A 20736-nucleotide genomic window follows, 5' to 3' on the forward strand; every position below is an offset into this window, starting at 1 on the left:
AGACCGTGTGTACCGGCTAGATCCGCGCTACGCCCCCGCCCCGCAAGCCGTCCTCCACACCGGCTGGCAGGCGGCAGCCTCCCAACTCCCCCACGGCCCAACGGTGTTGGCCATCGACGGCCCCCCGTCCGTCGACTGGTCCCTCCTCGCCGATCACCTCGAACGCGAGCTGACCGACCGCGGCACCCCGGTCGCCCTGCTCGACATACGGAGCCACTACGCACCCCCGGCACACATCAGGGGCCGTACCGAACACCCGGCAGACGCAGACGACCCCTACTTCCGCAAGCTCGCCGACAACCCCCTCGACGACCTCTTCGAAACCCTCCCTGCACCCGCACCCCCACAGGCAGGACTGCTCCTCGTCTACGGCCCCGGCGCCGCCCTCGTCGAGCACGACCTGCTCTGGTACGCCGATGTACCCAAGCGCTACGCGGAAGCCGCCGTCGGCACGGGTGAACAGGGTGCCAACCTCGGACTGCCGGACGAGAAGCCCGACTTCAGAAGGCTCTTCTACATCGACTGGCCGATGCTCGACCGACACCGCGACGCGCTCGCCCACCGCCTCGACGCCTGGCTCGACATGCAGCGCCCCGACCACCCGGCATGGATCGACGGAGCGGGCCTGCGCGCCACGTACACCGCCCTGGCCCGCAAGCCCGTCCGCACCCGCCCGTACTTCAACTCCACTCCCTGGGGCGGCCATTGGGCCCAGCGCGAGCTCGGCTTCAACCCCAACTCCCGCGACACCGCGCTCGGTTACGAACTGATCGCACCCGAGGCCGGCATCCTCATCGGCACCGGACCGGAGGCGCAGGCCGAGGTGCCGTTCCAACTCCTGTGCGTGCTGGAGCCGTTGAGCGTGCTGGGGGCACAGGCGCACGCCCGCTTCGGTACGTCCTTCCCGATCCGCTTCGACTACCTGGACACCGTCGGCGGCGGCAGCCTCTCCGTGCACTGCCACCCGAAGGAGCCGTACATGCGCGAGCGTTTCGGCTGGGCGTACACCCAGCACGAGACGTACTACCTGACCCTCGGCAGCACCGACACCAAGGTCTTCCTCGGCCTGCGCGAGGACGCCGACGTGGACGTCTTCCGCAAGGAGGTGGAACGGTCCATCACCGACGGAGTACCGATGAACCCCGAGGACCACGTCCTCGCCTTCCCCGCCGAACAGGGCCAGTTGTTCATGATCCCGGCGGGCACCCCGCACGCCAGCGGCGCGGGCAACCTCGTGCTGGAGATCAGCGCCACCCCCTATCTGTACAGCCTGAGGTTCTACGACTGGCTGCGTCCCGGCGCCGACGGCAACCCGCGCCCCCTCCCCTACGAGCACGGGTTCGCCAACCTGGAGACCGGACGACGCGGTGCGGCCGTCGCCCGTGACCTGGTGCAGGAACCGCGCACCGTGCGCGAGGGCACGGGTTGGCGGGAGGAGGTCATCGGCGACCTGGCCGAGATGTTCTACGAGGTAAGGAGGTTCGTGCTCGACGCCGGGGCCGAGGCGACCGACGACACGCAGGGCCGCTTCCACATCCTGAACGTGGTGGAGGGGGACGGCGTGACGGTGCATACGGCGGCCGGAGACCTCCACGAACTCTCCTTCGCGGAGACGCTCACCGTGCCGGCTGCGGTCGGCGCGTACAGCCTGCGAGCGGCGGCCGGCGTCGGCCCGGTGCGTGTCGTGAAGGCGCTGGTCCGTTGATCCCTGTCCTGGAGATCGGCGGCACGCACGTCACCGCGGCGCTCGTCGACCCGCGTGACGGCCGCGTCTCCAGCCGTACGCGCGAGCCGCTCGACGCGGACGGCGACGCCGAAGCCATCCTCGCCGCCGTGCGGCACTGCGCCGACGGGCTGTCGGTGCCTCCTGGTGCCCGGTGGGGGGTGGCAGTGCCCGGACCCTTCGACTACGCGAGGGGGATCGCCCTCTTCAGGGGCGTGGGCAAGTTCGAGGCCCTGTACGGGATAGATGTGCGGCGAGCGCTCCTCCGTGGACTGCGGCAGCGTCCCGGCGACGTCGTGTTCCTCAACGACGCCCACGCCTTCCTGACCGGCGAGTGGTCCGCGGGCACCGTCCGGGGGCACCGCCGCGCGGTCGGCATCACGCTCGGCACCGGTGTCGGCTCGGCGTTTCTCGCCGACGGCCGCATCCGCGACACCGGTCCCGGCATACCGCCCGAGGGCCGGATGGACCTCACCGAGATCGACGGCCGGCCACTGGAGGCCACCGTCTCCCGCCGGGCGATCCTCTCCCGCTACGGCGACCCCGGCGCCGATGTGCGCGACATCGCCGGGCGAGCCAGAGCGGGGGAAGAGCGGGCCCGGCGGGTACTGGACGACGCCTTCACGAGACTGGGCGTCGCGCTGGCCCCGCGCATGGTGGACTTCGGCGCGACCGCCCTGGTGGTCGGGGGCTCCATGGCCCGCTCCTGGGACCTCGTCGCCCCCGCTCTGTCCACTGGTCTCGCGGCCGGGGGCTGGGCACCGGACGAGCCGCTTGCCGACGCGGATCCACCGGCTCCCGGAGCCCTGGAGGGTCCCGCAGGAGACACTTCGGCGGTCGGCGCGCGGCGTACTCGTCCTCGCACTCGTACGGTGAAACCCGCCGCCCCAGCAGGGGACGCCGCACTGGTGGGCGCGGCTCGCGCGGCGGTGGCGTAGGACCGATCGGCCCCCGAGCGCCGCCACGTTGCACCGGAACGCTCAAGACCCCGTTCTCACCTGTGCAAACGCCCCTTCGGGTGGTCGTATCCAGACAAGGGTCTCCCGGGCTGCCGGACGTACCGGTCACGTCGACCGACCAACACGAAGATAATGTTATCTCTCCTCATTTTCTCATTCAAACGAAGGAAGGGTGTGATGGGCGGGTTAACCACCTCCCTCCAGGGCAGAAAGCCGTTGCTTCCAACAAAGAATGAAAAGGAAGGGCGAGGGGGTGGAAAGAGTGGAGGGGATTTTCGTCGCATGCGGGCATGCGTGAACCCAATCGCCGGGAGCATTTCTTTCGTTCGATCATTGGTGATACGCATGCACTTATGCCGCGATTCTTTCTGGACTGAAGTCCTTCAGCATCGCGAGCGCCTCCTGCGTCTGGTGCGCCGCCGGCTGCCCAATCTGCATGACGCCGAGGACTGCGTCCAGGAGGCCATGCTGCGGGCGGCGACCCACCGCGACCTGGACCGCGACCGGCTCGGGGCGTTCCTGACCACGGTCGCCATGCGGCTGTGCATCGACAGCTACCGGGAACGGGAGCGCTGGCAGCGGCTGCTGCTGCGCATCACCGACGGGGAGCCGGAGATGCTGGAGGAAGCCGTCTGCGACCGGGAATTCGGTCGCTGGCTGCTCCGGCAGGCCGGCCAGCTCCGCGGCAGGGAGCGGCAGGTGATGCTGGCGCGAGCGAATGGGATCTCCATCGCCGAGTTCGCCCGCATCAACCAGATCTCCGTAAAGGCCGCCGAGGGTGCTTTCACACGTGGCAGAGCCAGGCTCCGGCACATGTGCACCCAATCACTGGGCGAATCCTGCGGATGACCGAAAAATGGTTGGGCATCATGGTGAATTCCATGATGCCCCTAGGGAAGGACACCCGAGAGAATGGCTGACAAACCGAGCACGCAGGACACCATCAAGAACTTACTCGGCGACATCGCCGACAGTTCCAACAAGGCCTTCAACGATTTCCTCGACCCGCCGAACAAGTCCAGGAAGTCCGACTACCCGGACTGGTTCGGCTCCGGCAATCCGATGGCGGCCCTGGCCGGGACACCCCTCGGGGCACTGCAGGCGATGGCGGCGTTCGGCGGCGGCGTGAACCCCGCGGCCGCACTCGCCGGCGCCAACCCGCTCGCCCTCCTGGCGGGCGCCTCCTCCGACCGGGGCTCCGGTCCCGTGAACCCCCTGGCCGCACTCGCGAACGCCAACCCGCTCGCCGTCCTGGCGGGCGCGAACCCGGCTGCCGCCCTCGCCGGGCTGGCCGGCCAGTCCACCTCCTCCCACAACAATCCGCTCGCCGCCTTCGGCCAGCTCGCCGGTGCGGCAGCGGGTCTGCCCGGTGCCGTGGGCGGTCTCGGCGGCCTGGCCGAATCCCTGGCGACCCTGCCCCAGCAGATCGCCAGGCTGACCGACCTGCTCTCCACGCTGGTCAGCTCCCTCGACGCGATCAGTGATGTCGCGGCGAGTGCCGGAGTCCGTCCGCCGGCCAAGAAGGGATGACCGACGCCGTCCTGACACAAGGCCGTTGACCCGCGGGCCGTGCCCGGTGCGCCGGGCCGGCTTCCGCAGAACCCTGAGGAGGGAACCCGCGTCGTGAGGACCTTGATCGGCGATCGGCTCCGGCTGGTCGTGAAGGTGCTGGGCAGTCTGATCGCCGACGAGGTCGGTCACACGGCGCGGGAACGCGGCAGATCCAAGGGGAACGGCCGGTCCCCGGCGGAGGATGAGGAATCCGCCGCCGGGGACGCCCAACGGCGTGCCCGGGCCGTACGGAAGGCCCTGGAGAGCCTGGGCCCGTTCTATGTGAAGCTCGGCCAGATCCTCTCCACCCGGCCGGACATGGTGCCGCCCTCGATGATCGCCGAGTTCCAGAACCTGCACGACCAGGTCGACGTGCAGCCGTTCTCCCTGTTCGAGCCGGTCCTGGAGAAGGATCTCGGCCCCGACTGGAAACTCAGGTTCGACGACATCGATACCAGCAAGCCCCTCGGGGCGGCGTCGCTGGCCCAGGTCTACAAGGTGACCCTGCCCGGTGGCCGGGAGGCCGTGGTGAAGATCCAGCGGCCGGAGATCCGCGAGGCGGTCCGGGCGGACATGGCCCTGCTGCGCCGGGCGTCCCGCATCGTGGCCCGGGCGGCACCGCGGTTCAACGAGGTCATCGACGTCGAGGCGATGCTGGGCTCGATCTTCGACGCCATGGAACCCGAACTGGACTTCACCGGCGAGGCCCGCAACATGGAGGAGGGCCGGGAGGCGGCCCGCGACTTCCGCACCCTGGCCGTCCCCGAGGTCCTCTCGGCCACACCCCGGGTGCTGGTGCAGTCGATGGCTCCCGGCATGTCCGTACGGCATCTGGACCCCAGGTCGTTCAGCGACAGCGAACGCACGGACATCGGCAAGGACCTGCTGCGGTTCATGTACCGGGGTTACTTCGTGCAGCGGACGTTCCACGCGGATCCGCACGCGGGAAACGTCTTCGCGCTGCCCGGGGGCCCCGCGACGCTGATCGACTGGGGCATGGTGGGGCGCCTGGACAAGCGGACCAGCCTGCAACTGCTGCCGCTGCTGATGGCGCTGGCGCAGAACGACGGACACGGACTGGCCCGCGCCTGGGCGGACATGGGGAAGCTCACCGCCTGGGCGAACCTGCCGGCGTTCGCCGCCGACATGGCGGCGCTGGTCCCCAAGATCTCCAGCGCCTCGCTGGGCGAGCTCAACTTCGGCGTCTCGCTCACCACGGTGCTGGAGAAGGCCACCAAGCGGGGCATCGGCTCCGCGCCCTCGATCTCGCTGCTGGGGAAGTCCTTCGCCAACCTCGAAGGCTCGGTGCGCTGCCTGGCGCCCGAGCTGTCGCTGGCGGAGATCTTCAAGGGCGAGGTCCGCGGCATCGTGATGTCCCTGCTGGGCGAGTTCATCTCGCTGGAGCAGCTGGGCCGTACGGCGATGGACCTGATGGTCACGGCCACCACCAGCCCCGAGCAGCTGCGCGGACTGCTGGCCGACGCGTCCAACCGGCGGTTCGCGCTCCAGGTCCACCACCCGAGGACGCCGGCCGCCCTGGGAGGTGAACGCGGCTCCTCCTACGCCGGGTTGATCGCCCTGGGGGCCATGGCACTGCTGCTGGACCACCGCCGTAGGTCCCGCTGACGCGCCCGCCCACGCACCCTGCCTCGGCCGTCCTCCAGGCTCCGGCCTCAGCCGTCCTCCAGAGCTGTCCGGAGGGCGGCCAGTGTCGCCCGCATCGTCGCGCGGTTGCGCTCGCGGCGCCGGACCACGCCGGTGACCGCCGGGCTGACGGCGGTGAGCAGTCGTCCGGCGACCGCCGACCGCAGGTCGAGCCACTCCTCCGTGACCTCGCATCCGCCGGGTACCTCCCTGAAGCGGTACGTCCATTGGGACAGGGCGACGCCCAGGAAGCTGACCTTGAAGGAGAAGCAGCTTCCCGGCCGGGCGGAGACGACGGTGCACAGGGTGGCCCAGGGCAGCCACGCGGCGCGGTTGAGTCCCACGAAGCGGGTGCCCACGCGCACGGGCCCGCGGGCGCCCAGCACGCGGGCGCCGCGGACCTCCGGACTCCACTGCCCCATGCGCGTGACGTCGGCTACGGCTGCGTACGCGATGTCCGGCGACACCCGGACCGTGACGCGCTCGACCAGCGGGACCGGGCCGCTCACGCGCGGATGGCCTCTCACGCGCGGATGGTGATGCCGTGCTCACGGTCGTCCGTGAGGATCTCCATCAGGGCGCGGCTATCGGTCTTGAGCGCGGTGCGCCTGCCGGTGACCCGGTTGGCGATCTCGACCGTGCAGGAGCCGATCTTCGTGTTGAGGCAGTGTTTGATCCCGCCGGGCGGGTTGTAGTAGTTGAGGCCCACGAACCGTTCCTTGGGGGCGGTCATCCGGCCGCGGATGTCGACGGTGCCGTCGGACGTGGCGAAGTCCCAGTAGAAGTAGCCGAAGTCCGCCTTGGCGGTGAGCGCCTGACGCAGTGACACGAGCGAGTACTCGCGGTCGTCGTGGCGCAGGACGAGGAAGGTGACCTGCGGGATGTGCACGGGGCCGAGCTTGGCGCGGGCCGTGACGACCTCCAGGAAGCTGTCGGGTTCCCCGTCGAAGCCGGCGACCTGCCCGAAGGCGTAGTGGTCGGTGTGCCGGCTGCCCCAGTTGTGGTTCTGGCTGCCCGTCCAGCCGTCGATGTCGATGCTCTCGCCGTTGACGTCCAGGCTGCCGCTGTACCGGGCGAGCGGCGTGCCGACCAGGCTCTTCGCCTTGGGGAACCCGCCCGTGTACATCCTCGGCGGCAGCAGGAACAGCGGCGGCCGGTCCCCGGTGTACGTCAGGTCCCAGCCGATCCGGCCGTCCGGACCCCGCGCCTCGCCCTTGAGGCGGCCCGGTTCCAGCACGCGGTCGCCGACCCGGGCGCCGAACGAGTCGGTGCTGAAGTGGCAGTCGGCGATGGGGTGTTCCTCCTTGGCCACCACATGCTGACCGGTCACCCCGTCGAACCAGATCGCCCACAGCTCGCCGATGGCCGCCTCGGGCATGTCCGCGGGGCTGAACACGGTGTACCTGATCCAGAAGGCGCGGGGCTCCGTGGGGTGGTTGCCCCGCTGGTAGAAGCTCTCGTAGTGACCGGCCCGCTGGCCCGGCCGGTAGCGGGTCCGGTTGATGTGCTCGGGGTCGAGGAGCGAGGCGTCGGCGTTCATGAGGTCCGTTCTCCGGCGACATGGGCGGTGCGTGCGGCCGAGGGCGTCCGCTGATGCATCGTCATCAGCATTCCGTACCGCGGCCGCAGCGTGATGGTGGCGTGGTTCACCACCCGGTGAGAGGGAACATGGCGGAACTCCCAGCGGCGCACCAGGGCGCACAGCAGCAGATGCGCCTCCATGAGCGCGAAGTGCTTCCCGATGCAGAGATGCGGCCCCGCGCCGAACGGCAGATAGGCGAAGCGATGCCGCGCCTTGCCGGTCTCCGGGAGGAAGCGGTCCGGGTCGAAGCGCTCGGGGTCCGTCCAGTGCCGGGGGTGCCGGTGGATGTCGTACAGGTTCACCAGGACGCGTGACCCGGCCGGCACCCGGTAGCCGCCCAGTTCGGTGTCCCGCCGCACGAGCCGGGGCAGGATCGGTGCCGACGGGTAGAGCCGCAGTGCCTCCTCGAAGACCCGCAGGGTGTACGGCATCGCCGCCAGGTCTTCGGGGGTGGGCAGGTCGTCGCCCAGGACGCCGTCCACCTCGCGCTGGACCCGCTCCAGCACCTCGCGGTGCCGGGAGAGCAGGTAGAAGGCCCAGGTGAGGGTGATCGCGGTGGTCTCGTGGCCGGCGGCGAAGGTGGTGATGACCTCGTCACGCAGCTCCCGGTCGGTCATCCCCTGGCCGGTGTCGGCGTCGCGGGCGGCCAGCAGCATGTCCAGCAGGTCCCCGCCGCCGGTGGGGGCGTCGGGCCGCCGGCGTTCCGCGATGATCCGGTAGATGAGGTCGTCGAGTCCCCGCATGACCTCGTGGAAGCGCCGGTTGCGCGGGGTCGGCCAGGACGTCGGCGGGCTCAGCGGGTTCTGCAGCCGGTCGAAGGCGTAGTTGATCGCGACGTCCACCGCGTCCGGTCCGAGCCCGGCCAGGGTGCGGCTCACATCGGTGCTGAACATGCAGCGGCTGACGATGTCGAGGGTGACCCGCATCATCTCCGTGTGCAGGTCCACCACCGCGCCCGTCCGGTAGCGGTCCCCCATGTGCGCGATCTGCTCGGCCGCCGAGACCCCCATCGTCGCGAACATGCCCGCGAGCGCCTGCTTGGTGTAGATCGGCTGCATCATCCGCCGGTTGCGCAGCCAGCTCTTGTGGTCGTCGCTGGTCAGCAGCCCCTCACCGAGCACGAGCCGCAACGGGTTGTCCGGCCCGAGTTTCCCGAACCGGTCGCTGTCGGTCAGCACCTCAGCGGCCAACTCCGGGCTGGACACACCGTGCACCGCCACCGGCCCGAGCCGGTACTGAACCAGGTCTCCGTGGGCGGTGCGCCCCCGCTGCATGGCCTGGAGGATGTCGCGCCGGAAGTCCAACACGCTGCCCAGCAACGGCAGCCCGGCCGCCCTGGGGGCACCCGCCGCCACACCATCGCGTACGTCGGTCATCGCCATCGCCATCGCCCTCACTTCCGCGCCAGCGCGCAGACCCAGCCCAGCGAACGGCGCGGCTCCGACACGAACCGGGCGTCCTGGAACCCGGCCTTGGTGAGCCGTTCCACCAGGTCGTCCCCGGAGAGGATGTGCAGCCCCGCCCGCTGCGAGCGCTCCGTGAAACGCCGGCCGAAGAACCGCTGGGTCAGCGACGGTTCGTCGGCGGCCTCCCGGCTCATCTCCAGCGTGACGGCCACCTGGCCGCCCGGCTTGAGCACCCGGTACGCCTCGGCGAGGCCGGCCAGGGGATCCGGCCAGAAGTAGAAGGTCTCGATCGCGCAGACCTGGTCGAACGACGAGTCCTCGTACGGCAGTTGGGAGCAGTCCCCGTGCCGGATCTCGACCCGGCCGCGCGCGACGGCCGGCAGATTGCGCCGTACGGCCTGCTCGACCATCTCCATCGAGTAGTCCACCCCGGCGACGAATCCCTGAGCGGCCCGCCCCGACAGCAGCTTCACCGCCATGCCCCCGCCGCACCCGACGTCCAGCACCCGCTGACGGCCGCGCACGTCCATGTGCTCGATCGTCCACGCGGTGAGGCTCCGGTGCTGCACCGCCATCAGATTTCCGAAGAACCGCCCGGCTCGCCCGGTCGGCCTGCGGAAGTTGTCCTCCATGAGCTCCAACGGCCTTGCCAGCAGTGTGCCGATCATTGGTGTTCCTTTCCGGTCAGCCCTGCGTCCGTGTGGTGGTGCGGCGGTCGGGGTGAATCGGTCGAGTGGTCCACGGCTCCTCACCCCCGGGGGCCGAGTTCGGGCCAGGCCGCGCGGCGGACGGTGCGGTCCATCGCGGCCAGCCGCGCCCGCAGGAGCGGCCGGGCCGGTCCCGACACCGGCAGTCGGGGCGCCCGGGAGCGGTGCCAGGGCAGCGGTTCACTCGCGTCCGCTTCGCCCAGCAGGGCCGCGGCGAGGTAGGAGCCGTGCGCCACCGACATCGCGAGACCGTGCCCGTTGCAGCCGCCCGCGTACCAGACACCGGGCCGCCCCCGGACCGGCCCCACCACAGGGAGACCGTCCGCCGTCACCCCGATCCCGCCCGCCCAGCGGTGCGTGACCTCCACTCCGGCCAGCACCGGGTGCAGCGCCCGCAGCCACTGCTCCAGCCGGTGGAACGCGAACACCCGCAGTACGGCCCTACGGCGGGGCCCGGTCCCGTCCGGACACAGGGCGGTACCGCCCCCGACCACCAACCGTCCGTCCGTGGTGAGGCGGAAGTACGGGGCCAGCGGCACCGCATCGATCACCGCCAGGCCACCGTGCCCGAGGAGCGCCCGCGTCTCATGGCCCAACGGCTCGGTCGCCACCGCGTGCACCTCGAGCCCGAGCACCGTGCCCACCGGCAGCCCGAGCCCGGCCACCCCGGCGTTCACCGCCAGCACCGACTTCGGCGCCCGCACGGTGCCGTGCGGGAACAGCAGTTGGGGCTGCTGTCCGTCCCCGCCGCGCACCTCCCGCAGCGGGCTGCCGCCGTAGAGCCGTACGCCCTTGGCCACACAAGCCCTCGCCAAGGCCGCCGTCAGCGCGGCCGGGTCGAGAGTGGCGGAGTGCCGATGGAGCAGACCCGCGTGGTACGGCACGTCGACCCGGCGCCGGATGTCGGCGGCGCAGAGGACGGGCACCTCCAGGTCCAGGGCGCGATAGGCGGCGGCCTGCCGCGCCAGGGACGCAAGCCCGGCACGGGAACGCGCCGCGACGATCTGCTCCCCGTCCGCACAGGGCACACCGAGCCGGTCGCACAGCTCCACGACCTGTCGTACGGCCTCGACGCTGGCCCGGTGCATCCGGCGGGCGACGGCGGGACCGTGCCGCCGCACCGCCCGGTCGACCGGCGGCCCCACCCGGGGACCCAGCAGCCCGGTGCCCCGCCCACTGGCACCGGCCGCCGGCCGCCGCGCGTCCACCACCACGATGTCCAGGGAGGGTTGACGTTCCGCCAGGTGATAGGCGGTGGACAGTCCTACTAGTCCCGCGCCCACCACCGCGACATCGGCACCGATCGAGCCGCGCACGGTGGCCGGCGGGTCGGTGCCGTCCGGGTCCCCGGGCTCCCAGCAGGGCGTGCCCGGCGCGAACAGGGTCACCGGGGCGCCCCTTCCCCGGCCCCGGACAGCGACCCGAACCTCCGGTCGTGCCAGAGCAGCGGCCGCCCCGACGCCACCTGTACCACGGCCACCCTTCCCACCACGGCGCTGTGGTCGCCGTAGCGGCGGATGTCCTCGACCAGGCAGACCGACCAGCCGAGCGCGTCGCCGAAGACGGGTGCGCCCAGGACGCGACGGAGCGGGATCTCGCGGAACCGCTCGCTCGGTGAGACGGCCGGATCCGCGAATTGGGCGGCCCGCGAACGCTGGTTGTCCCGGAGCAGGTTCACCGCGAAGACGCCCTGGCCGCCGATCGCAGACAGCGTGTGCGAGCCGTTGCGCAGACAGGCGAGGAGGAGGGGCGGGCGGGCCGAGAGCGAGGTGAGGGCGGAGACGGTCATCCCGGTGGGCCGCCCGTCCCCGCCCTGGGTGGTGACCACGGTGACGCCGGAGGCGAGTTTCGCGTACAGGCGCAGGCAGTGCTCGGTGTCCGGGCCGGGCTCGTCCCGCAACTGTTCGCCCGGGTCCGGCGGCCGGGCCAGGGCGAGGTTCAGGGCGAGGTCAGCCATGCGCGGCGTCCACGAAATCGGCCGGCGACACCGTGCCGAGCAGACCCTGGAGGATCTTCTCGATGTTCGTACGTAACGTCGACTCGGCCACCGGGTCGAGGATCTCGGCCAGCGTGGGGATCCCCAGGTCGAACGAGGCCCGGAAGGTGACGGTGGTGCCGTCCGGGTGCGCCTCGCAGGCCCAACTGCCCTCGAAGGTCTCGAAGTCGCCGCTGAGCTGCTCGAACGCGATGGAGAGAGTCGCCGGCGAGAAGGTGTCGCGTTCCGTCCAGCGCATCAGCCCGTTGCGGAAGGAGACCGTCCACTCGGAGACCACGGAACCGTCCGGTCGCGGCGGCTGCACCTCCACCGCGCGGACCGTCGTGGTGAGTTGGGGGTATCGGCTGAAGTCGCTGATCCTCCGGTAGGCGTGCTCGGGGTCGATGCCTTGGGCTGTCATCCGGACTGTCACATGGCGCATGGGGTTCGTCCTCACTGACGTGGGTGGGCTGTCGTGACCGGCGGGGGGGGCGTCCTGCTGATATACCTCCTGACCGGTCAGCCGAGGCGGGTGTGCACGGCCCGCAGGGCTTCGGCGAGGGCGTCCAGGAAGAGCTGGGTCTCGTCGGCGTCGGCGATGGCCGGGGGCGTCAGCCGGAGCACGCGCGTGGAGTTGAGCGAGTGGTTGACCAGGACGCCGCGGCTCACCAGCTCCAGCAGCGTCTCGCCGACGGCCTGTGCCCGGACGAACTCGATCCCGATCAGCAGTCCCCGGCCACGGACCTCGTCCACCAGGCGTTCCTGGTAGGGGGCGCAGATCTCCTCGACCCCGGTGAGCAGTTGACGACCCAGCACGGCGGCCCGGCCCACGATGCCCTCGCGGTCGATCGTCTCCACCGCCGCCATCGCCGCGGCACAGGCGATCGGCGAGGCGCCGAAGGTGGAGGTGTGGAGGTAGGGGTCGCGGGAGAACGGACGGTAGGCGTCCTTGGTGGCGACCATCGCGGCCACCGGTACGACACCGCCGCTCAGCCCCTTCCCGACGAGGAGGACATCGGGCACCACACCCTCGGCGTCCACACCCCACCAACTGCCGAGCCGGCCAAGCCCGGTCTGCACCTCGTCCACGATCAGGAAGGCGCCGTACGTACGGCACAGCCCGGCCGCCTCCGCGAGATACCCGGGCGGCGGGATACGCACCCCGCCCTCGCCCTGCACCGGTTCGAGGATCACGCAGGCGCGGTCGCGGCGCGCACGGAGTGCCGTGTCCAGCTCGTCCAAGTCCCCGTAGGCGACCTGCGCGGTGTCCGGCAACAACGGCTCGAAAGGCTTCTGGTAAAGGGAGTTGGCGGTGACGCTCAGCGCCCCCAGGGTCTTCCCGTGGTACCCGGACACGGTGGTCACCAGCGCGTTGCGCCCATGGGCACGGGCCAGCTTCAGACCCGCTTCGGTGGCCTCGGCACCGGAGTTGACGAAGTGCACGTGGTCGAGCCCCGCCGGGGTACGCGCGGCCAGCGCGGCAGCGGCCTGCGCGGCGACGGGTTCCAGGAACACCCGGGTGGCCAGCGGATGCGCGTCCAACTGCCGGCGCACCGCGTCGAGTACGGCCGGGTGCCGATGCCCCAGGATGAAGACGCCGTAGCCCCCGAAGTCCAGGTAGCGGCGCCCGTCGTCGGTGTGCACCCAGACGCCCTCGGAACGCACCTCGGCCATGCCCCCGAGCACGGTGCCCATGACCGCGCGGCCGGTGCCGAGGTGGCGGCGGTAGAGCTCAGCGGTGTCGGGGGGTGGTGGTGTGGGGGGTGGGGCGGTGGTCTCTGCGGGGTGGGGTGGGAGGGGCCGTCTCTGCGGGGGTGGGGGTGGGAGGGGCCGTCTCTGCCGGGGCGGTACCGGCTACCCCAGCTGTGGTGGGAGTGGCCGCCCCTACGGAAGCGTGAGCCGCCACCTCCACGGCGGTCATGACGCCAGCTCCGTCGGCGTCTGAGCCGTCGGCGTCTGAGCCGTCGGACTCTGTGCCGTCCGTGACCGGAGCAGGCCACCTCGCCCAGTTGCCCAGCACTCCACGTTGCGTGCCAGCGCCGAGCGGATCGCGGCGCGGGTGGGGGCCGTGCCGCAGTGCGGTGTTCCCAGGTCGGACGCGAAGGGCAACTCCCGTTGGAAGACCAGCAGGAGCTCCGCGTAGTCCTGGAGCCGGCGCCGCACCAGCGCGGGGAAGGACGGTCCCTCCAGCAGCGGCAGCAGCAGCCGGTGCACCGCTTCCACGGGGATCAGCCGCGGCGGGTGCGGGCGTTCACCGTGGTACTCGGCGAACTCCAGGCAGATGTCGACGACCTCCCGCTGCAGGATGGCCTCGCGCCCGGCGGTCAGCCAGTACTCGCCCTGGGCGACGCCGGACCTGACCAGGTCGCCCACCGCGCGGGCCACCACGTCCTGCGGCACCATGTCGATCCGTGTCCCGGGCGAGCCCGGAAGCACCGGGACCTGGCCTTTGACGATCCCGCCCAGCGCCCGGGTCAGGCCCTGCACCCGGGCGATCCGGCCGGTGGACGAGTCGCCCATGACCAGGGACGGACGCAGGATGACCCCGGGGGCCTCGGTCGACCGTACGGCCTCCTCGGCCGCCGTCTTGGAGGCGAGGTAGGCCGCCGCCCCGGGGAAGCGCTCCTGTTCCTCGGGCGCGAGCGGGTTCGCCACGAACGCGGTGCTCATGTAGAAGAAGGGCGCGTCGGCGCGGGCCGCCAGGTCGAGCATCGACCGGGTGCCGTCCAGGTTGGTGCGCCAGATGTCGGCCGGGGTCAGCCGCCAGTTGGTGGCCGCGGCGGAGTGCACCACCACGTCCACCTCGGCGGCGAGGTCCAGCCGCTGAGCGGGCGAGAGCCCCAGACCGGGGGCTCTCAGATCCGCCGTCACCTCCCGTACCCGGGGGTCGTCCAGCGGTGCCCGGTGACGCAGGCAGATCAGGTCGTAGTCGTCGCAGAGCTCGTCGATCAGTGCCTGGCCGAGCACTCCGGCGGCGCCGGTGAGCAGCAGGGTGGGGCGTTGACTTCGAGGGCGGGACGGGCGGGACGAGTGGGATGGACCGGTGGGTTCTGGCGGCATGGTTCGGGAACTCCCATCGGGTGGAGGGGTGTTGGAGTGGGGTGGGAGGCGGTCGTGGAGAGGTGAGGAGTCGTGCCCGGGATCGGGATCGGGATCGGATCAGGCGACGGTGAGCGGGCCGTCCGCCAGGTGGGCCGCCAGCGGGCCGGTCATCCTGCACCGTGCGGGCGGGTGCAGGGACAGCCCGTTGGCGCAGGCCGCGAGGTGTCCGACCTCGTCCGAGCTCATGAAGTTGAGGCCGCCGAGCAGCTCCACCGCCCGCGGGACGATGCGGGCAAGGGCGTCCTGCACGCAGTACCGCACGTACAGCGAGTCGGCGAGCGTCGACTCGTCCGGGCGGCCCTCGTCGAGCCGACGCGCGACGCCCTCCGCGGCGGCCATCGCGCCCTCGGCCTCCACCAGCAGCCGGACCCGCTCGGACTCGGGCACCCGCTCGTTGCCCAGCACCCGCTCCACCAGCGCACTGGCGACCCCGAGATAGCTCCCCGTCATCAGCAGCTCGAACCAGACCAGCCCCGCGGTCTGCAGTTCGTCCAGGCGCCCCTCCGTGGCCGAGGTACGCAGCAGCAGCTCCGGCGGTACCAGCACATCCGTGAGGGTGACCTGGTCGCTCTCCGCTCCCGACAGGAAGGAGCTGGACCAGAAACCGCTGACGCTCACGCCCTCGCTCTCGGCGGGCACCAACGCCACCGCCAGCTCGTCACGTGCTCCCCGCTCACCGGGTACCAGGACACTGGCGGTGAGCAGATCCATGGACCGGGCTAGGCTGCACGGCCGCTTCACCCCGCTGATCCGCACCCCGTCGGGTCCCACCGTGGCGGTCATCGACGGGGAGAGGATGCCGGCGCCCGGACGCCCCTCGGCGAAGCCGGAGGCCACCAGGCGGTTGCCGGAGGCCACTCCTTCGACGAGCATCCACTCCAGGCCCTCGCCGTCGGTGACCAGGCCGACCAGGGTGGCCATGGAGAAGTGGTGCATCGTGGTGGCCACCGCCAGGGACGGCGACCTGCTGCCCAGGGCACGCTGCACCCGCAGGGCGTCCAGCGCGGTGGCGCCCTTCCCCTTGCAGGAGACCGGCACCACGAGCCCCGGACCGCCACTGTCGCGGAAGAGCCCGATACCGGGGCTGCGCGGACTCTCCAGCTCCATGAGCGGCACCGCCCGCAGACTCTCGTCGAGCCCCGGCAGCAACTTCGTCAGTACGGCGCGTTCGCGCTCCAGAAACCTCATGTGCTCCCCTGCTCCGGGACGACCCGGTCGCGCTGGACCCCGTCCGGCGGACGGGAATGACGGCAATGGCGTGACTGGCAGGACTGGCTGGACTGGCGGGACTGGCAGCAATGGCGGGAATGGTTGGCCAGGCCCTACAGCGCCCGGGTCGCGCGCAGCAGCTGCCACACCGCCGAAGGACCGGGCCGCCCCTGGAAGGCGATGTACTCGGGCAGCACCACATGGGGCGCCCATTTCCGCTTGTACTCGAGCTGTGCCGCGGCCGGGTAGATCCGTCCGCCGTGCTGGGCGAGCAGCCGCACGCAGCGCGTGAAAGTACGGCTCGCACACGGCAGTTCGTGCTCGTCGGAGAGACCGGTGAACGGCGTGAAACCGAAGTGCAGCCAGCCCGCGCCGTCGGCCGACATCCGCTCCATCGCGGTCGCGTTCAGCGCCTCCATCACCCCGGGTGGAGCGTCCGGGGAACGCCGGCTGAGGTCGTGGAGCCAGCCCGGTCGGCTGCCGAAGACCGGTGAGTAACTGATGTACCCGAGGGCCACCCCGCCGATCCGCCCCACGAACAACCGCCGGTGCCGCTGGGCCAGCCCGGTCCGCTCCCCCACCAGGAACCGCAGCTCCTTGGCACCGCCCTTGCCCTGGAGCCAGGCCCGGTCGATCAGATCCAGTTCGTTCTGCACCTCGTCGTCGGCGACGGAGGAAGCCTCGACCACCTCGAGGCCGGCACGCCGGGCCCTGGATATCTTGTTCCGCAGCCGTACGAAGGCCGATCCGCGCAGCGTGAACCGGGCCAGGTCGACCGCGTACGACGCCCCCAGCTGGTTCACCGTGAACCCGTGCGCCCCGTACAACTCCGCGTCGGCCCGCTGCAGTTGTACGGCCACCAGCCGCCGCGGCCGGGCCTGCGCCGCGAAGGCGTCCAGCAGACCGGCGCGCTGCTCCTCGGCCGCGAAGGGGCCCGCGAACTGCAGCAGGTGCCGCCCCGACCGGCGATAGACACAGGTGCCGTCGAAGCGCGGATCTCGGAAGTATTCATTGCCCTGATTGAGGGCGAGGAACGAGCTCGGATTGTCGCTGTGCCGGACCAGGGTCTCAAAGACGGACGGCATCGGCACCCCTTCGGGATTCACCGGAATTCTCTCCGGTCGAATGCGAGTACGCCCGCTCGAAATCGACGTACGCCGGATGCGGATGCGGTTCAAAAAGCACCCCGAACGGCTTGAGTGAATTCCCGAACAGGGCACGGTCTCCCAGCAGGTGCAGAGGGAGAGCGAGCAGCGCCCATTCCGGCTTCACCAGCAGCGCCCACAGACCGGCGACGACGCCCGCGGTCACGAGGCTGTGCATGGTGTTGTACGCCACGAAGTACCAGCGCGAGATACGCCCGTCCCGGCTTCTCCGGAATGCCAGGGCGCCGGGGAGATAGCCGATGGCGTCGATGACGACGAAGAGCGCGATGAACACCGCCCACCGGATCTCCGAAAAATGCCGCACGGCGAGCGCGGAACATACGGCCAGGCCACCCAGCCATTCCAAGCGCAGCAGCAGGAAGGTGGTTCTCGTCTCGAATCTGTTTTCCGCATCCATGTGCCCTCCACCCTTCACCCTTGTTTACGGGGGAAGCGAAGGAAACCCTCACAGGAAAACAAATACAGAATTAATCACTTTTACGATAACCCCACGATGCCGGAGTCGGTTGCGAGGGGTCGGTGGCCTCATGTCCGGGTCACCCCTGCTGCTCCTCGCCCAGCAGGAGCCCCGAGTCGCGGCGCCAGGCTTCGCCCTCGGGTGTCCAGGTGACGCGGGTGCCGAGGGTGATCCAGACGCCGAACTGTCCGGGAGACAGCTCAGCGTGCTGCTGCACCCAGACGCTGTTCAGGCAGAGTTGCACGCCGCAGTTCTTGGAATCGGACAGGCCGCGCCAGCCGCAGTTCCAGCTGACGTCCAGACTCAGTGGCCCGAGCGCGGAGACCATCCGGTCCAGTTCCTCCTCGGTGGCGTCGTCCTCGGGCTCGCTGTCGGCGGTACCGAAGGGCAGGGTCGTGTCCAGGGAGAGCATCACGCCCTCGGGCAGCGGCCAGAGGTCGGCCAGCTCGGGGCCAAGACGTAGGTCCGCCGTGAGCCACGACCTCGGCTGCTCCGCGTCGAACGCGATGGCATCACGGCGCACGAGTTCGTCCAGGAAGGGGAAGACGACGGGATCCCGGTCCGCGACCATGCGGGCGGTGCCGAAGGAACGAAGAGCGTACGCGTACTGCTCGGCCGTGCTGATCGGTTCCAGCCGGGGCCAGGGGTCGGTGGACCAGTCGGCCAGATCGCGCATGATCGCCCGCGCCCGCGCCAGCGCACTCGCGGCGTCGGGAAAGGATTCGAGCACTGGATAGAGCATCGAGGCCAAGAAGCGTGCCTTTCGGGGACAGGGACAGGGGCGGACGCGCCGTCGCCGTACGCATCCGCCCGCGTCCCGGGGATCACAGCTCGAGGTCGGACAGCGGTGGGCGGTTCAGCAGGAGTGCCCGTTCGGTGAAGAGTAGGCATGTCCCTCGACGCGGCCTTCGTCGGCGTCGCGGATCCGGACCCGCCACGGCGAGGTCGTCTTCCACGAGCACCCGCGGAGGCAGACCGTCAGGTGCGGTCGTCGTGCTGATCTCAACCCCCCGGATCAGGTCGAACCGTCCAACGGCGGTTTGCCGCGGCCGGATTGCGGCTAGGGTGCTGACGGCTCACGCCGAGGCGCACGGGCCGGGAGCGGGGATCCGCGGGGCGGTCATGGGGTCACGGTCGCCGGAGAGTGCATCGGACACGACGGGGGCTCGGGTTGGATCACGGCGGGCGGCAGCGGAACAAGGGCACCACCCCAGGTCGACCGGACGCGGTGAACGGGTGACCGGCCGGCCGGCGCCATCGGTGCTGCCCCCGTCGCTGCGCCCGTGGCTCGGGCTGATCGCGGTCCTCGCCGCGCTGGTGGTCGGCGCGCTCGGGGTCCTGTACTCCGGTCACAGCGAGCCCGGCACGGTGGACCGGTGGATCATCCAGCCGACGGCGGACACTCTGGGGCCACCGTGGCGGCGCGTCGCCCTGGCCCTGGACTTCCTGGGGGAGCCCGTGGGGTCGGCGGTGCTGATCGTGGCCGGCGTGGTGGGCTGTCTGCTGCTTCGGCGTCCCCGCGCGGCGGTGCTGGTCGTGGCCGGCGTCGGCACGACCGTGGGGGCGACCACACTCATCAAGCATCTGGTGGGACGCACCATCCACGGCCCCGGCAACCTGTCCTACCCGAGTGGGCACACCGCCTTCGCCACCGCGCTCGCCCTCATGGCGGCGCTGCTCGCGACCCGCCGACTCGGCCTCGGCAGGACGGCCGGCACGTCCTTCGTGCTCGGCTCGGCGCTGGTCGCCGGCGCCGCCATGGGCTGGGCACAGGTCGGACTGGGCGCGCACTATCCGACCGACGTCCTCGGCGGCTGGTGCACCGCACTGGCGGCGATTCCGGCCACCGCGTGGCTGGTCGACCGGATCGCCGACCGGATGACCGACTCCGGTCGGCGGGAACACCGCTGACGTCACGTCACCTCACGACAAGCGGCGGAACACCGGCTTCACGGGTCGCCCGACCAGCCAGGGGGTGGGGTCGGCGGCGTCCAGCGCCTTCCGGTACACCGCACACGCCTCGGCCACCACGTCGACGGTACGGTCGATGTCCTCGTCGTCGAGTGCGTTGCTCACCACGAAGGAGGGGGCCAGCACTCCGCCCGCGAGGAGCCGGCGCAGGAACAGGGTGCGGTACTGCTGCGACGGTTGCCCGTTCTCGTCGAGGGTGGCGAAGACCAGGTTGCTGGCCCGGCCCCGGACGACGAGGTGGTCGCCGACGCCCATGCCGTCCGCGACCTCGCGGACACCGGCGGCCAACCGCTCGCCCAGGGCGTGCAACCGCGCGGTGACCCCCTCTTCGACGTAGGTGGTCTGCACGGCCATCGCCGCTGCCAGGGAGTGCGTTTCCGCGCCGTGCGTGGTGGACAGCAGGAACACCCGGTCGCCGGAGTGACGCAGTCCGCCCCGCTCCATCAGGTCGCGGCGCCCGGCCAGCGCGGAGACGGCGAATCCGTTGCCCAGCGCCTTGCCGAACGTGGAGAGGTCGGGGACGACGCCGTACAGGCCCTGGGCGCCCGCCTCGGACCAGCGGAAGCCGGTGATCATCTCGTCGAAGATCAGTACGCAGCCGTACCGGTCGGCCAGCTCGCGCAGGCCGGCGAGGTAGCCCGGCGGCGGCTCGGTGGCTGTGGCGGGTTCGAGGATCAGGCAGGCGATCTCGTCCGGGTACCGGGTGAGCATCTCCTCCGTGGCGGCCAGGTCGCCGTAGGGGAAGGAGGCGATGAGGTCGGTGGTGGCCGCCGGAATGCCGGCGGACATGGGTGTGGTGCCGATGAACCAGTCGTCGACGGAGAAGAACGGGTGGTCGGAGCAGAGGGCCACCCGCGTGCGGCCGGTGGCGGCGCGGGCGAGGCGTACCGCGGCGGAGGTGGCGTCGGAGCCGTTCTTCGCGAACTTCACCATCTCGGCGGTCGGCACGGTGGCCAGGAAGCGCTCGGCGGCCTCGACCTCCACGATGGACGGCCGGACGAAGTTGCTGCCGCGGCCGAGTTCCCGCCGCACGGCCTCGATCACGCGTGGGTGGGCGTGACCGAGGCTGACCGACCGCAGGCCGGAGCCGTACTCGATGTAACGGTTGCCGTCGACGTCCCACACGTGGGCACCGCTGCCGTGGCTGATGACCGGGGCCAGGTTCTCGGGGTACTGGTCGTCGCCCTTGGCGTAGGTGTGAGCGCCCCCGGGGATCATGGCGTGCAGCCGCTCGTTGGCTGTCCGCGACAGGGGCAGGTCAAGCACTTCGGTGTCCACGAGGAC

The 20736-nt window shown here is 71.0% G+C and carries 20 protein-coding genes; 6 read left to right on the plus strand and 14 right to left on the minus strand.

From position 1 onward, the window contains the following. Positions 1-7: 7 nt before the first annotated feature. The 5 genes from SPR02S_RS37195 to SPR02S_RS37215 all read left to right on the plus strand — a co-directional run bounded on the left by SPR02S_RS37195 (position 8) and on the right by SPR02S_RS37215 (position 5859). Positions 8-1705, plus strand: coding sequence for a class I mannose-6-phosphate isomerase (locus SPR02S_RS37195; RefSeq protein ID WP_019062101.1), 1698 nt, complete (start codon positions 8-10; stop codon positions 1703-1705). Then, entirely contained in the window at positions 1702-2661 is a 960-nt protein-coding gene (locus SPR02S_RS37200; protein WP_019062102.1) for an ROK family protein, read from the plus strand. The genes SPR02S_RS37195 and SPR02S_RS37200 overlap by 4 nt, the downstream gene beginning before the upstream one ends. Positions 2662-3027: 366 nt before the next feature. After that, positions 3028-3531: an RNA polymerase sigma factor gene (locus SPR02S_RS37205; protein ID WP_078623111.1), complete on the plus strand. Its 504-nt coding sequence runs from the start codon at positions 3028-3030 to the stop codon at positions 3529-3531. Between the two features lie 63 nt (positions 3532-3594). Further along, complete coding sequence (locus tag SPR02S_RS57255) at positions 3595-4212, plus strand: hypothetical protein (protein ID WP_019062104.1); 618 nt, start codon at positions 3595-3597, stop codon at positions 4210-4212. A 93-nt stretch (positions 4213-4305) separates the two neighbouring features. Continuing rightward, a complete protein-coding gene (locus SPR02S_RS37215) occupies positions 4306-5859 on the plus strand; it encodes an ABC1 kinase family protein (RefSeq protein WP_019062105.1) in 1554 nt (517 codons plus the stop codon). Positions 5860-5906: 47 nt separating this feature from the next. Here the strand turns inward: SPR02S_RS37215 and SPR02S_RS37220 are convergent, their stop codons facing one another. The 13 genes from SPR02S_RS37220 to SPR02S_RS37280 all read right to left on the minus strand — a co-directional run bounded on the left by SPR02S_RS37220 (position 5907) and on the right by SPR02S_RS37280 (position 18211). After that, a complete protein-coding gene (locus SPR02S_RS37220) occupies positions 5907-6404 on the minus strand; it encodes an SRPBCC family protein (protein WP_078623112.1) in 498 nt (165 codons plus the stop codon). Further along, the gene (locus SPR02S_RS37225; RefSeq protein WP_019062107.1) at positions 6401-7417 is read right to left on the minus strand and encodes a hypothetical protein; all 1017 of its coding nucleotides are present in this window, start codon (positions 7415-7417) and stop codon (positions 6401-6403) included. The genes SPR02S_RS37220 and SPR02S_RS37225 overlap by 4 nt, the downstream gene beginning before the upstream one ends. Next, entirely contained in the window at positions 7414-8835 is a 1422-nt protein-coding gene (locus tag SPR02S_RS37230) for a cytochrome P450 (RefSeq protein ID WP_106437099.1), read from the minus strand. Before SPR02S_RS37230 ends, SPR02S_RS37225 begins: the two co-directional genes overlap by 4 nt. A gap of 17 nt (positions 8836-8852) precedes the next feature. Next, complete coding sequence (locus tag SPR02S_RS37235) at positions 8853-9533, minus strand: class I SAM-dependent methyltransferase (RefSeq protein WP_019062109.1); 681 nt, start codon at positions 9531-9533, stop codon at positions 8853-8855. Positions 9534-9613: 80 nt separating this feature from the next. After that, the gene (locus tag SPR02S_RS37240) at positions 9614-10960 is read right to left on the minus strand and encodes an NAD(P)/FAD-dependent oxidoreductase (protein WP_019062110.1); all 1347 of its coding nucleotides are present in this window, start codon (positions 10958-10960) and stop codon (positions 9614-9616) included. Then, entirely contained in the window at positions 10957-11529 is a 573-nt protein-coding gene (locus tag SPR02S_RS37245) for a flavin reductase family protein (RefSeq protein WP_019062111.1), read from the minus strand. The genes SPR02S_RS37240 and SPR02S_RS37245 overlap by 4 nt, the downstream gene beginning before the upstream one ends. Further along, a complete protein-coding gene (locus SPR02S_RS37250; protein WP_043258754.1) occupies positions 11522-11989 on the minus strand; it encodes a type II toxin-antitoxin system RatA family toxin in 468 nt (155 codons plus the stop codon). Before SPR02S_RS37250 ends, SPR02S_RS37245 begins: the two co-directional genes overlap by 8 nt. Positions 11990-12066: 77 nt before the next feature. Further along, a complete protein-coding gene (locus SPR02S_RS57260) occupies positions 12067-13221 on the minus strand; it encodes an aspartate aminotransferase family protein (protein ID WP_245607681.1) in 1155 nt (384 codons plus the stop codon). A 243-nt stretch (positions 13222-13464) separates the two neighbouring features. Beyond that, positions 13465-14607, minus strand: coding sequence for an SDR family oxidoreductase (locus SPR02S_RS37260; RefSeq protein WP_019062114.1), 1143 nt, complete (start codon positions 14605-14607; stop codon positions 13465-13467). A 99-nt stretch (positions 14608-14706) separates the two neighbouring features. Next, positions 14707-15837, minus strand: a complete 1131-nt coding sequence (locus SPR02S_RS37265; protein ID WP_019062115.1) for an acyl-CoA dehydrogenase family protein — start codon at positions 15835-15837, stop codon at positions 14707-14709. Between the two features lie 134 nt (positions 15838-15971). Next, complete coding sequence (locus SPR02S_RS37270; RefSeq protein ID WP_019062116.1) at positions 15972-16943, minus strand: bifunctional lysylphosphatidylglycerol flippase/synthetase MprF; 972 nt, start codon at positions 16941-16943, stop codon at positions 15972-15974. Beyond that, positions 16927-17421, minus strand: a complete 495-nt coding sequence (locus SPR02S_RS37275) for a hypothetical protein (RefSeq protein WP_019062117.1) — start codon at positions 17419-17421, stop codon at positions 16927-16929. Before SPR02S_RS37275 ends, SPR02S_RS37270 begins: the two co-directional genes overlap by 17 nt. A 139-nt stretch (positions 17422-17560) precedes the next feature. Then, positions 17561-18211, minus strand: a complete 651-nt coding sequence (locus SPR02S_RS37280) for a hypothetical protein (RefSeq protein ID WP_245607682.1) — start codon at positions 18209-18211, stop codon at positions 17561-17563. A gap of 506 nt (positions 18212-18717) precedes the next feature. Between SPR02S_RS37280 and SPR02S_RS37285 the strand changes: the two genes are divergently transcribed. Then, positions 18718-19392 carry a phosphatase PAP2 family protein gene (locus SPR02S_RS37285; protein ID WP_019062119.1) on the plus strand — a complete coding sequence of 225 codons (675 nt, stop codon included), beginning with the start codon at positions 18718-18720 and terminating at the stop codon, positions 19390-19392. A 12-nt stretch (positions 19393-19404) separates the two neighbouring features. Here the strand turns inward: SPR02S_RS37285 and SPR02S_RS37290 are convergent, their stop codons facing one another. Then, positions 19405-20730, minus strand: a complete 1326-nt coding sequence (locus SPR02S_RS37290) for a glutamate-1-semialdehyde 2,1-aminomutase (protein WP_019062120.1) — start codon at positions 20728-20730, stop codon at positions 19405-19407. Positions 20731-20736: the final 6 nt, after the last annotated feature.

The organism is Streptomyces prunicolor NBRC 13075, from assembly GCF_000367365.1.
Taxonomy (GTDB): Bacteria; Actinomycetota; Actinomycetes; order Streptomycetales; family Streptomycetaceae; genus Streptomyces; species Streptomyces prunicolor.

Bases quoted from the DNA above. Each gene is read 5' to 3' on its own strand.
- SPR02S_RS37225 (WP_019062107.1), bottom strand. From the start codon at position 7,417: ATGAACGCCGACGCCTCGCTCCTCGACCCCGAGCACATCAACCGGACC.
- SPR02S_RS57260 (WP_245607681.1), bottom strand. From the start codon at position 13,221: ATGGCCGAGGTGCGTTCCGAGGGCGTCTGGGTGCACACCGACGACGGG.
- SPR02S_RS37205 (WP_078623111.1), top strand. From the start codon at position 3,028: ATGCACTTATGCCGCGATTCTTTCTGGACTGAAGTCCTTCAGCATCGC.
- SPR02S_RS37270 (WP_019062116.1), bottom strand. From the start codon at position 16,943: ATGCCGTCCGTCTTTGAGACCCTGGTCCGGCACAGCGACAATCCGAGC.
- SPR02S_RS57255 (WP_019062104.1), top strand. From the start codon at position 3,595: ATGGCTGACAAACCGAGCACGCAGGACACCATCAAGAACTTACTCGGC.
- SPR02S_RS37275 (WP_019062117.1), bottom strand. From the start codon at position 17,421: ATGGATGCGGAAAACAGATTCGAGACGAGAACCACCTTCCTGCTGCTG.
- SPR02S_RS37245 (WP_019062111.1), bottom strand. From the start codon at position 11,529: ATGGCTGACCTCGCCCTGAACCTCGCCCTGGCCCGGCCGCCGGACCCG.
- SPR02S_RS37230 (WP_106437099.1), bottom strand. From the start codon at position 8,835: ATGACCGACGTACGCGATGGTGTGGCGGCGGGTGCCCCCAGGGCGGCC.
- SPR02S_RS37250 (WP_043258754.1), bottom strand. From the start codon at position 11,989: ATGCGCCATGTGACAGTCCGGATGACAGCCCAAGGCATCGACCCCGAG.
- SPR02S_RS37260 (WP_019062114.1), bottom strand. From the start codon at position 14,607: ATGCCGCCAGAACCCACCGGTCCATCCCACTCGTCCCGCCCGTCCCGC.
- SPR02S_RS37235 (WP_019062109.1), bottom strand. From the start codon at position 9,533: ATGATCGGCACACTGCTGGCAAGGCCGTTGGAGCTCATGGAGGACAAC.
- SPR02S_RS37265 (WP_019062115.1), bottom strand. From the start codon at position 15,837: ATGAGGTTTCTGGAGCGCGAACGCGCCGTACTGACGAAGTTGCTGCCG.